This window comes from Saccharopolyspora antiqui (genome assembly GCF_052246905.1).
In the GTDB taxonomy this organism is placed as follows: Bacteria; Actinomycetota; Actinomycetes; order Mycobacteriales; family Pseudonocardiaceae; genus Saccharopolyspora.
Map to the genome: position 1 here is coordinate 138,305 of NZ_JBQQBO010000004.1, position 11,796 is coordinate 150,100.

Sequence of the window (11,796 nt, forward strand, 5' to 3'; positions counted from 1 at the left end):
CAGCGCTCCTGTCGCGAAGAAAGTGCCCGGAGCGGCGCGGTTGCCCGAACCGTCCGAACTACGGCAATCGACGACCGGCGAACAGCGCGAGCCCGGCCGAGATGATCGCCGCGAGCGTACCGAGCACCAGCCAAGGCTTGCTGGCGTCTGTGTGCTTGGTCTCGTAGCCGATCTGCTCGCCGAGCGTCTCGTAGACCTCGCGGAGCTGTTCGGCGCTGGCCGCCTTGTGGAACTCCCCGCCGGAGAGCCGGGCGATCTCCTGCATCGCCTCGTCGTCGACCTCCACCCACTCCTGCTCGCCCTCGATCTCGATGCTGCCGTGCTTGGTGCCGAAGGAGATCGTGGAGATCGGAATGCCCGCCTGCTTGGCTTCCTTGGCCTTCGTGTAGGCGCCTCGCGGCGCGTCCAGCTCGCGGGGAATGGTCTGCCCGCCGTCGGCCATCAGCACGATCCGCGCCGGTGGGGCCCCGGCCGGACCGCCGACCATCTTGCCGAAGGAGTCGATCGCCTGCATCGCCGCGTTGATCCCGTCTCCGGTGGCCGTCGCCTCGGCCAGCTTCAGGCTGTCGATGGCCTGTTTGACGCTGGCCCGGTCGGTCGTCGGCATGACCAGCACCGTCGCGGTTCCGGCGAAGGACACCAGCCCCAGGTTGATGCCCGGCGTCAACTTGTCGGCGAACTCCTTCGCGGCGACCTTCGCCGCCTCCAACCGGCTGGGCTCGACGTCGGTGGCCTTCATCGACAGCGACACGTCGATGGTGAGCATCACGGTGGCCCGGTTGCGCGGAATCCGCTGTTCGGCGGTGGGCCCGGTCAGCGCCACGGTGAGCAGGATCAGCGCGACGCCCAGCAGCGCCGGTGGCACGTGCTTCCACCAGCCGTGCCGGGCGGGGATGACCCGCTCCAGGGTCGCCAGGTTGCTGAACCGAAGCGTGTCCCGGCGACGCCGCCGCAGCGCCCACAGGTAGCCGATGACCAGCGCCACGACCACGAACAGCAGCAGGAACCACCACGGCGCGGTGAATCCCGACAGGCTCAACATCAAGCAGCTCCTCCGGACCAGCCCCGTTTGCGCGCCATGACGAACCGCACGACATCGGCGATCCAGTCCGAATCGGTCCGCAGCACCAGGTGCGCGCAACCGGCGCGCCGCAGCAGGCTCGCGACCTCGTCGCGGTGCGCCGCCGCCGCGGCGGCGAATTCCTTGCGCAGCACCGCGGTGGTGTGCACCTCCCGCTGCTTGCCCGTTTCCGGATCCGACAGCAGGACGGTGCCCACGTCGGGCAGTTCCAGATCGCGCGGGTCCAGCACCTCGATCGCCAGCAGCGAATGCCGCGCACCCAGACCGCGCAGCGCGCGTTCCCAGTCCGTCGACCCGAGGAAGTCCGAGATCACCACGGCCAGCCCGCGCCGCCGGGGCGGGCGGCGCAGCGACTCCAGCAGCGTGGTGAGGTCACCCCGGGTGCCTTCGGCGGCGCGCGGCGTCTCGGCCACCTTCTTCAGCAGCGCCCGCGCATACCCGGTGCCACCGCGTGCCGGAAACCGCACCGGTCCGGTGCCGTTGTCCACCACGGTGCCGACCCGGTTGCCGCCGCCGCTGGTCAGGAACATCACGGCGGCCAAGGCTGCGATGGCCAGCTCCCGCTTGTCGCAGGCCGCCGAACCGAAGTCCAGGCTCGGCGACAGGTCGATCGCCACCCAGGTCTCCAGCTCCCGGTCGGCCACCGTCTGCCGGATGTGCGGTTCGGCGGTGCGCGCGGTGACCGCCCAGTCCATCCGCCGCACGTCGTCGCCGGGCTGGTAGCTGCGCGCCTCGCCCGGCTCGGTGCCCGGCCCGGGTACCAGGCCCAGGTGGTTGCCCTGCAACAGGCCGTCGAGCCGACCGCGCACGCTCAGTTCCAGCGTCCGCAGCGCGGCTTCCATCCGCCCGGTGTCCAGCGCGGGTGGCGCCCAGGCCGGGCGGTCGCCATGGCCCGAATGGGGTGGTGCCGACACGGCTGCGTCGCTCCTCACTGGTGCGGGTTGGGCCCGAGCGGCGGCTGCCCGTAACTGACCGGGCCGACCGGCGTGGGCGGACCTGGCTGCGGCCGGGCCGACACCTGCGGCAACGGCACGGTCTGCAGCACTCGGTTCACGATGTGCTCCACCGGGATCCCGTCGGCCAACGCGTCGTAGGACAGCACCAGGCGGTGCCGCAGCACGTCGGGCACCACGTCCACCACGTCCTGCGGCAGGACGTAGTCCCGGCCGCGCACCAGCGCCAACGCTCGCGCGGCGGCGACGATGCCGAGGCTGGCGCGCGGCGAGGCACCGTAGGAAACCCATCCGGCGATGTCGGACAGGCCGTGGTCGTTGGGCATCCGGGTGGTCACCACCAGCCGCACGACGTAGTCGACCAGGGCGTGGTGCACGAACACCCCGGACGCCACGTTCTGCAGCCGGATCAGCTCCTCGGGGTTGAGCACCGGGTTGGGCTCCGGCACGGTGACGCCCATCCGGTAGACGATCTCCCGCTCCTCCTCCGCCGAGGGGTACTCGACGGGCAGTTTGAACAGGAACCGGTCGCGCTGCGCTTCCGGCAGCGGGTAGACGCCCTCGTTCTCGATCGGGTTCTGGGTGGCCAGCACCAGGAACGGGGCGGGCATCGGGTAGCTATGGCCGCCGATGGAGACGTGCCGCTCGGCCATCACCTCCAGCAGCGCCGACTGGACCTTCGCCGGGGCGCGGTTGATCTCGTCGGCGAGCACGAAGTTGGCCAGCACCGGGCCGAGTTCGACGTCGAAGCGCTCACTGCCCTGCCGGTAGATCCGGGTGCCGAGGATGTCGGCGGGCACCAGGTCCGGGGTGAACTGCAGGCGGGCGAACGAACCGCCGACGACCCGCGCGAAGGTCTCGACCGCCAGCGTCTTGGCCACGCCGGGCACGCCTTCCAGCAGGATGTGGCCCTTGGCCAGCAGTCCGGTCAGCACCCGCTCGACGAGCCGGTCCTGACCGACGATCACCCGCTTGACCTCGAAGACGGTGCGCTCCAGCAACTGCGCGTCGCGCGCCGGGGTGCTCACCTGATCGGCCGGGCGCGCCGCCGCGGCCCCGGCGCCCCCGCTCTCACCGTTGCCCGCGTCGGTCACGTCTCCCAGCCTCCTCGTCGATGCGGCCGTTGTCGGCCGATCAAGATCCTGACACGCGGCCACAGCAGGCCCGCGCGGGGGCAATGCCCCACGCACACCCAACCGCACAACCGGTATGACCGCTGTGAAGCCCACCGGACACCGGTTGCCGCAGCCCTCAGCTAGGCCCCCACTGCGGTGCGGGCGAGTTCTGCGGGACCGAACCACCGATGGGCGGCCGCCCGCAGCGCCTCCCGCTCCGCTGCGTCCGGACGAGGTGATGCCGATGCCCAGGCCACGTAGCAGTCCGGTCGAAGCAGCAGGGCGGTGGCCGCGGGGTCCTGCGCGCGGGCGGTCACGACGTCCACTTGGTCGAGCCGGTCCGACAACGCCTCCGCCAGGGATGCGTCTTCGGTGAGGTCGAGCAGCAGCGGCCGGGCGGTTCTGGTCAGCTCCGCCAGCCGGACCGTGCCGGTCGGGGTGTGCAGGTCCAGGTCCGGGGCGAACCGGCCGACCAGCGGGTGCGGGTTGTCGGCGCCCATGTCGTAGCGGATGTCGCTGCCCGCGGTGAGTTCGGCGAGGCGCTGCACGGTGTCGCGGTCGCGGAGCAATTCGGTGAACAGTTCGCGCAATCCGGTCACGTCGCCGCCCGGAGCGATGAGCGCCGCCTGCGCCTGCGCGTTGACCACCATGCGGCGGGCGGCTGGTCGCCGCTCGATCTCGTAGCTGTCCAGCAGACCGGCCGGAGCGCCGCCGCGGATTTCGGCGGCGAGCTTCCACCCGAGGTTGATCGCGTCCTGCAGGCCGAGGTTCAGCCCGGATCCGCCGCCGGTGGCGGAGTACACGTGGGCGGCGTCGCCGATCAGGAACACCCGGCCCCGGGCGAACCGTTCGGCGACCCGGGTGTTGCCGCCGGTCAACCGGCGCAGCACGTGCGGCCCCGCGCCCTCAGGTGGACCAAGCGGCACGTCGACGCCGAGCACACGGCGGACGCTCGCCCGCAACTCGTCGAGGCTCATCGCCGCACCGGTGTCGGGCTGGTCCGATTCCGTGGCGCTGATCAGCGGCGGGTGCCCGGGCAGCGGCGCGTAGGAGAACCCGCCGTGCTCGGTGCGGTGCGGCAGGAACGGCAGAACAGCGCCGTAGCCGGGCACGTGCAGCGCGCCGGTGGCGGGATCGACCCATTCCGCCGGAACCGTCGCGTGCGCTGACCGGAGGGTCATCCGGTCGTAGGTGACGCCGGGAAAACCAATGCCCGACAGCTTGCGGGTGACGCTGTGGGCTCCGTCCGCGCCGACGAGGTACCGGGCCCGCAGCTGGTACGGCCCGTCCGGACCCGCGACGTCGACGGTGACCGCGTCGTCGTCCTGCGACAGGCCGACGACCTCGTGTCCGCGCCGGATTTCCACGCCGAGCTCCAGGGCGCGTTCCTGCAGGACCTGCACGATGCGGCGCTGCGGCACCGGCAGGGCGTAGATCGGGCTGTCGGCCAGCAGGCTCAGGTCCAGGCCCATCGCGGCGAACATGAAGTACGCGGAGTTCGGCTGCGGCAGCCCTGGACCACCGCTGAGGCGCTCGTGCAGGCCGCGGCGGTCGACCATGCGCACCACCTGCCCGAGCAGCCCGTTCGCCTTCGGTTCCTCGCTCGGCACGGGCAGGCGTTCCAGCACGATCGGCTTGATCCCGGCCAGGCTCAGTTCGCTGGCCAGCATCAGCCCGTTCGGGCCGCCGCCGACGATGACGACATCAGCGATCATCGGGGTGTTCTCCTTGGATGCGATCGGAAAAGGGCATGACTGATCGGCCCGGCAACGACCGGGCTGGATCGACTAGCGGGGTTTTTGGTTACGGGACTGGAAGACCTGCCTCGATCTGGTCGAACGCCTCGCGCAGCAGCGGGACGACCGAGCCGGGCGAATCACCGCGCATCCAGTGCGCCACGGCCACGGAGTTGGCCGCGCCGACCACCGCGGCGACCAGTTGCGGATACAGGTCGTGGGCCACGTCGGTGCCGGTGCGTTCGGCGATCGCCTCGGCCAGCTCGTCCTGCGCGACCGCGTTCGCCTTGAGGATCTCGCCATGCAACGCCGGTTCGGCCAGCATGAGCCGGGTCGCCGCCATCCAGCGCTCGCCGCCGGGTGACGGCTGCGCTGTTTCGTCGCCCGAGGTGAACTGCGCCTGCACGGCGTGGTAGATCGAGTCCCACAGCGGTTCGGTGGCGGGCCGCGCGCGCAGCTGCTCGGCGATCCGCAGCATCCGCTCCAGGTGTTTCGCGGCGATCGCCTCGGCCTTGCTGGCGAAGTAGTTGCGGAAGGTGCGCACCGACACGTTCGCCTCGGCGGCGATGTCCTCCACCGTGAAGTTGTTCCACCCGCGCTCGACGCACAGGCGGATCGTGGCGTGGCTCAGCGCCAGCCGGGTCTCCCGCTTCTTGCGCTCCCGCAAGCCGATGGCGTCGTCGTCTCCAGCCGTCATGCCAACCAACTTAGCAAATCTTGCCGAAACTGCAAAGATGCCGAACCGGCAAGATTGAGCCAACGGCGGCCCGCAGCCCTCGCGGAGGTGACCCAGCATTCCGGAGTGTCCACATCGGACACTTCAGCTCCGGCGGTGGGCACGAGTTCCGGTTTGAGCGCCGCGAAGGCGGAGCGGATCGAAGGGTCCACCGGGCGGATCCGCTATGCCGCCAGCCGACCGGATTGCCGCGCCAGGCGATCCGCGGCGTCAGAGCATCCGGACCGCGTAGGGCGCGAGGCCGCCGTAGCGGACCGGGGTGATTCGGACTCGCGAGCCCGAGTACGGGGCCTCGACCATCCGGCCGTCGCCGAGGTAGAGCGCCACGTGGTGGATGCGACCGCCGTCCTGCCAGAACAGCATGTCGCCGCGCCGCATCTGCGACACCGGCACCCGGCGTCCGGACTGGTACTGGTAACCGCTGTAGTGGTCGAGCTCGATACCGGCACCGGCGAACGCGTAGAGCATCAGGCCCGAGCAGTCGAACCCGACCTTGGCGTAGTCGCCGAAGGTGTCGGCCACTCCCCCGTCCCGGATGCCCCGAGAAGGCCCGCGCGAAGTCCCGCCGCCCCAGGCGTACTGCACGCCCAACTGCGACAGCGCCCGCCCGATGACCACCTCGACCGACCGGCCAGTGGGCTGCGGACCCACCGCCGGGGCACCGGTGTGCACCGCCTGCGCGGCGGCCTCCTCCTGCTGCTTCGCCGCCTGCCAGCTCGCATACCGGTCGCGCTGCGCCTCCAGCCCGGCCACGTGGGAGCGCGCCTCGGCGAGCTGCACCTCGACACCGGCTTTGTCGGCCTCCAACCGGCGCGCCTGCTCGACCTGGGAGGACTGCGCCGTGATGGCCGTCTGCTCCGCGGTCTCCGCCGCGCTGCGCGCCTGGTCGGCGGCCGCGCGCTTGGCGTCGGCGTCGTGCAGCGCCGCGCGGGCCAGCGAATCCTTGTTGGCCTTGTCGACCCGGGCGCGTTCGAGGTCGTCGAGCACGTCGAGCTGCGATTCGCTGATCGCGTCCAGGAACACCGCGCGGTCCAGCACGTCCTGCGGGTCCTTCGCGCCGACGAACGCGGTGATCGAGCCGACCTGGCTGCCCTGCCGGTAGCTGCTGGCCGCGAATTCGTCGAGCCGCTTGCGCTGCTGCTCGATCTGCTGGGCGGCGCCATCGGCCTCGGCACCGGCCGCGTCGGCGGCCTGGCGGGCGTCGTCGTAGGCGCGTTCGGCGCGGCCGAGATCGACGCGCGCCTTGTTCGCGTCCTCCATCTTGATCTCGACCTGCGCCTGCAGGCCGACCAACCGGGACTCGGTCTCGGCCAGTCGGTTGGCCAGCTCGCCGACCGCACCGGCCATGCTCTGCGTGGTGGCGCGCCCGGCGTTCAGTTCGGCGTCACTGGGGTTGGGCGGCGGCGGCACGGCCGCACCGATGCCGGGCAGTGCGAGGCCGACGGCGGCGAGCAGCGTGATCGTGGCAGTTCTGCGCATGCCCCGGGATCGCGACACGACCGTCACCTCCAGCTAGTACGCCGATCGGCGGTCGAACGTTGGGCCGATTGGAGTTGCACGACAGTCGAACTTTGCCACTGCCGCCCCGAGCGCACCACCTGACACGATCGTGACTCGCACAGCATCAGCCACTTGAGTCACCGGAGTGCGCAGCGAACCAGGAGGTCACGAGTACCGAAGCGCGGGATCAGTTCCAGGTGCTGGGATCTCCCCAGGTGCGCAGCGGGTTCGGCGAATCGACCACCGGCACCGCGACCAGTTCGGGCAGCACCTCGACCAGCGGTTCGCGCAGCACCGCCGCAGCAAGGTCGTCGTAAGGCGTCGGCTCGGCGTTGCAGATGATCAGATCCGCACCCGCCTTGACCGCGAGGGCCGTGAAGGCCGCCGCCGGGTGCACCGTCAGCGAGGTGCCAGCCGCGAGGAACAGGTCGCAGTTCAGCGTCGCGCGCTGGGCACCGCGCAACACGTCGGCGTCCAGGGACTGTCCGAAGGAGACGGTGGCCGACTTCAGGATGCCGCCGCAGGAACGGCAGGGCGGGTCCGGCTCACCGGCGGCCACCCGCTCCAGCGCCGCGCTCATCGGTCCGGTCGCGCCGCAGCCCAGGCACACCGTGCGGAAGATCGTGCCGTGCAGTTCGAGCACCCGGTCCGGGGCCAGCCCGGCGCGCTGGTGCAGTTCGTCGATGTTCTGCGTCAGCAGCGCGCCCAACCGCCCGGAGCGGTCCAGGTCGACGAAGGCGCGGTGCGCGGCGTTGGGTTCGGCCCGCCAGGCCGGGTGCGCGGCCCGGTTGCGCCACGCCTGCTCGCGCACCTGCGGATCGGCGAGGTAGCTGTCGATGTCGCTGAGCCGCTGGGCGGCCGGGTCCTTGGTCCACACCCCGTTCGGACCGCGGAAATCCGGAATGCCGGAAGCCGTCGACACCCCGGCGCCGGTGAGGGCGGTGATCCGGCGTGCCCCGGCGAACAGCTCGCGGGCGCGGCGCCACTCCTCGCCGTCCCGGCCATCGATGCCTCGTCGCGTCACGACTCCACCGTGCCACGACCGCCGCGGCGAGCGTGTCGTCGGCCACCGTCTCGCTACTCACACCGTCTCGCTGCTCACACCGCCTGGACCAGGGCATGTGAAGGCCGCTTTGCATCGTGGTAACGCTCGGCAAGCCCGTGCGAAACACCCGGTTCCTACCTTCGCAACAACCGAGGAGAGGAGCCGAGTTGACCACGAGAGCCTTGGCCAGCAGAGGCCATTGGATCGAGGGCTGGGACCCCGAGAACGAGGAGTTCTGGGAGTCCACCGGCAAGCACGTGGCGCGGCGGAACCTGATCTTCTCGATCCTGTCGGAGCACATCGGTTTCTCCATCTGGAGCATCTGGTCGGTGCTGGTGCTGTTCATGTCGCCCAGCATCGGCCTGCCGTTCACCGCGGGCGAGAAATTCCTGCTGGTCGTCACCCCGAACCTGGTGGGGGCCGTGCTGCGGCTGCCCTACGCCGCCGCGGTGACCCGCTTCGGCGGCCGCAACTGGACCATCTTCAGCTCTGCGGTGCTGCTGGTGCCGACCGCGTTGGCGTTGTACTTCGTGCAGCAGCCCGGCACGCCGCTGTGGGTGTTCATGCTGATCGGTGCGGCCGCCGGGGTCGGCGGCGGCAACTTCGCCTCGTCGATGACGAACATCACGACCTTCTTCCCGCAGCGCCACCAGGGTTGGGCGTTGGGGCTCAACGCCGGAGGCGGCAACATCGGCGTGGCGGCGATCCAGATCGTCGGTCTGCTGGTGATCGCCTTCGCGGGCAACACCCAGCCGTCCTACGTGGCGGCGATCTACCTGCCGCTGATCGCGCTGGCCACCCTGTGCGCGGCGCTGTTCATGGACAACGTGGACGCGGTGCGGGCCAGGCCCGGTGCGCTCAGCGAAGCCGCCGCGAACAAGCACACCTGGTGGATTTCGTTCCTCTACATCGGCACGTTCGGCTCGTTCATCGGCTACAGCTTCGCCTTCGGCCTGGTGTTGCAGACCGAGTTCGACTTCACCCCGCTGCAAGCCGCGAGCTGGACGTTCCTCGGTCCGCTGATGGGCTCGATCTCCCGGCCCTTCGGCGGCTGGCTCTCCGACCGCCTCGGCGGCGCGGTGGTCACCCTCTGGACGTTCATCGGCATGGCGCTGGGCACCGGGGCGCTGCTGTTCGCGTCGTCGCAGGGCTCGTTCGGGCTCTACGTCGCGGCGTTCATCGTGCTGTTCGTGCTGACCGGCATCGGCAACGGCTCGACCTACAAGATGATCCCGGCGATCTTCGCCAAGGAGGCCGTGGACGACGTGACCGCCGGTGGCGAAGCCATCGCGGCCTTCGCGCGGGCCCGCCGGATGTCGGGTGCGGTGATCGGCATCGCCGGGGCGATCGGCGCCCTCGGCGGGGTGGGCATCAACCTCGCCTTCCGCGCGTCCTACGGCAGCGCGGCGGCCAACGGCGACGCGGCCCTGACCTCGTTCCTGGTGTACTACGTCCTCTGCGTGCTCGTCACGTGGGCGATCTACCTGCGCGGAGCGCTCAAGGGCAGCGCCGCGCCGCAGTCGGCCGCCGCCAAGGCACCGTCCAACGCGGAGGCCAGTCGTGCCTGACGTGCGGACGGTGGCCACGCACTGCCCCTACTGCGCATTGCAGTGCGGCACCCAGCTGACGCGGGAGCGGCGCGGGGTTTCGGTGCGGCCAACGGACTTCCCGGTCAACCGGGGCGGGTTGTGCCAGAAGGGCTGGACCGCACCCGAGGTGCTGGACGTCGCCGACCGGCTCCGGCACCCCCTGGTGCGCCGCGACGGCGCACTCACCCCGGTGGACTGGGACACCGCGCTGGACACCGTCGCCACCCGTATCGACCGGATCCGGGCCGAGCACGGCCCGGACGCGGTCGGGGTGTTCGGCGGCGGTGGGCTGACCAACGAAAAGGCTTACCTGCTCGGCAAGTTCGCCCGGCTGGCGCTGGGCACCAGCCAGATCGACTACAACGGCCGGTTCTGCATGTCCTCGGCGGCGGCCGCCGGAACCGCCGCCTTCGGACTGGACCGGGGGCTGCCGTTCCCGGTCACCGATCTCGGCGGCGCCGACGTGGTGCTGCTGGCCGGGGCTAACCCGGCCGAGACGATGCCGCCGCTGATGCAGCACCTGCGCACCGCGCAGCTGGTGGTCATCGACCCGCGCCGCACCGCCACCGCCGAACGCGCCGCGCTGCACCTGCAACCCATGCCCGGCACCGATCTGGCGCTGGCGCTCGGGCTGCTGCACATCGCGGTGGTCGACGGCTGGACCGACACCGACTACATCCGGACCCGCACCACCGGTTTCGACGCGGCCTGGCAGCGGGTGATGACCTGGTGGCCGGAGCGCGTCGAACGCGTCACCGGGGTGCCGGTGACCGCGCAGCGGCAGGCGGTGCGGATGCTCGCCGAAGCCGGGAGCGCCTATCTGCTCACCGGTCGCGGCGCCGAACAGCACAGCAAGGGCGTCGACACAGTGTCCGGGTTCATCAACCTCGCCCTCGCGCTCGGTTTGCCCGGCCGCGCCGGCCGCGGCTACGGCTGCCTGACCGGGCAGGGCAATGGGCAGGGCGGCCGCGAGCACGGCCAGAAGGCCGACCAGCTGCCCGGCTACCGGATGATCACCGACCCGGCCGCGCGGGCGCACGTGGCCGAGACCTGGGGCGTGCTGCCCGAGGTGCTGCCCGGGCCGGGCCGCAGCGCCTACGAACTGCTGGACGCCCTGGGCACCGAGCAGGGGTCGCGCGCACTGCTGGTCTTCGGCTCCAACCCGGTGGTTTCGGCACCCAACGCCGACCACGTCGTCGACCGGCTGTCCGCCCTGGACCTGCTGGTGGTCGCCGACTTCGTGCCCTCGGAGACCACGCAGCTGGCCGATGTGGTGCTGCCGGTGACGCAGTGGGCCGAGGAAGACGGCACCATGACCAACCTCGAAGGCCGCGTCCTGCGGCGCCGCCGCCTGCAGGTGCCGCCCGGGCACGCCCGCAGCGATCTAGAAGTGCTGCACGGGCTGGCGGTCCGGCTCGGCGAACCCGGCCACCGCTACCCAACCGCGCCGCGCGAGGTCTTCGAGGAACTGCGCCGCGCATCGTCCGGCGGCAAGGCCGACTACGCCGGGATCACCTACGACCGGCTCGATGCCGGTGAAGCCCTGCACTGGCCGTGCCCGGATCCGTCGCACCCGGGCACCCCCCGGCTGTTCCTGGACGGTTTCGCGCATCCCGACGGGCTCGCCCGGTTCGCCGTCGTGGAGCACCGCGACCCGGCCGAGAACCCGCACGAGGCGTTCCCGCTGACCGCCACCACCGGCCGGGTGCTGGCCCAGTACCAGTCCGGTGCGCAGACCCGCCGGGTGGCCGAACTCAACGCGGCCGCCCCGGAGTCCTTCGTCGAGATCCACCCGGACACCGCCGACCGGGCCGGGCTCGCCGACGGCGCGCTGGCCACGATCACCTCCGCGCGCGGCAGCGCGCTGGCGCGGGTGCGGGTGGTGGCCACGATGCGCACCGACACGGTGTTCCTGCCGTTCCACTTCCCCGGCGCGGCGCGGGCCAACCTGCTCACCGGCGACGCGCTGGACCCGCGCAGCCGGATGCCGGAGTTCAAGGTCAGCGCGGTCCGGATCGAACCCGCCCAGGAGGCCGGATGA

9 protein-coding genes are annotated in these 11,796 nt (G+C 71.4%); 2 read left to right on the forward strand and 7 right to left on the reverse strand.

What is annotated here, in order from left to right; translation table 11 throughout:
• Positions 1-58 precede the first annotated feature (58 nt).
• The 7 genes from ACTWQN_RS09535 to ACTWQN_RS09565 all read right to left on the reverse strand — a co-directional run bounded on the left by ACTWQN_RS09535 (position 59) and on the right by ACTWQN_RS09565 (position 8,145).
• A complete protein-coding gene (locus ACTWQN_RS09535; RefSeq protein ID WP_443203169.1) occupies positions 59-1,039 on the reverse strand; it encodes a VWA domain-containing protein in 981 nt (326 codons plus the stop codon).
• 2 nt (positions 1,040-1,041) lie between these two features.
• On the reverse strand, positions 1,042-1,923 hold the full coding sequence (locus ACTWQN_RS09540; RefSeq protein WP_443203170.1) for a DUF58 domain-containing protein: 882 nt from the start codon (positions 1,921-1,923) through the stop codon (positions 1,042-1,044).
• An 86-nt stretch (positions 1,924-2,009) separates the two neighbouring features.
• Entirely contained in the window at positions 2,010-3,128 is a 1,119-nt protein-coding gene (locus ACTWQN_RS09545) for an AAA family ATPase (RefSeq protein WP_443203003.1), read from the reverse strand.
• A gap of 161 nt (positions 3,129-3,289) precedes the next feature.
• The gene (locus tag ACTWQN_RS09550) at positions 3,290-4,864 is read right to left on the reverse strand and encodes an FAD-dependent monooxygenase (RefSeq protein ID WP_443203004.1); all 1,575 of its coding nucleotides are present in this window, start codon (positions 4,862-4,864) and stop codon (positions 3,290-3,292) included.
• 88 nt (positions 4,865-4,952) lie between these two features.
• Complete coding sequence (locus tag ACTWQN_RS09555) at positions 4,953-5,582, reverse strand: acyl-CoA-like ligand-binding transcription factor (RefSeq protein WP_443203005.1); 630 nt, start codon at positions 5,580-5,582, stop codon at positions 4,953-4,955.
• Between the two features lie 249 nt (positions 5,583-5,831).
• On the reverse strand, positions 5,832-7,118 hold the full coding sequence (locus ACTWQN_RS09560; RefSeq protein WP_443203006.1) for an NlpC/P60 family protein: 1,287 nt from the start codon (positions 7,116-7,118) through the stop codon (positions 5,832-5,834).
• A gap of 190 nt (positions 7,119-7,308) precedes the next feature.
• On the reverse strand, positions 7,309-8,145 hold the full coding sequence (locus tag ACTWQN_RS09565; RefSeq protein ID WP_443203007.1) for an SIR2 family NAD-dependent protein deacylase: 837 nt from the start codon (positions 8,143-8,145) through the stop codon (positions 7,309-7,311).
• Positions 8,146-8,333: 188 nt separating this feature from the next.
• Between ACTWQN_RS09565 and ACTWQN_RS09570 the strand changes: the two genes are divergently transcribed.
• Complete coding sequence (locus ACTWQN_RS09570; RefSeq protein WP_443203008.1) at positions 8,334-9,734, forward strand: MFS transporter; 1,401 nt, start codon at positions 8,334-8,336, stop codon at positions 9,732-9,734.
• Between the two features lies 1 nt (position 9,735).
• Positions 9,736-11,796, forward strand: a complete 2,061-nt coding sequence (locus ACTWQN_RS09575; RefSeq protein WP_443203171.1) for a molybdopterin oxidoreductase family protein — start codon at positions 9,736-9,738, stop codon at positions 11,794-11,796.

What these genes read in the sequence shown, in the direction of transcription:
- ACTWQN_RS09550 (WP_443203004.1), bottom strand. Translation starts at nt 4,864, where the DNA reads ATGATCGCTGATGTCGTCATCGTCGGCGGCGGCCCGAACGGGCTGATG.
- ACTWQN_RS09555 (WP_443203005.1), bottom strand. Translation starts at nt 5,582, where the DNA reads ATGACGGCTGGAGACGACGACGCCATCGGCTTGCGGGAGCGCAAGAAG.
- ACTWQN_RS09540 (WP_443203170.1), bottom strand. Translation starts at nt 1,923, where the DNA reads ATGGAAGCCGCGCTGCGGACGCTGGAACTGAGCGTGCGCGGTCGGCTC.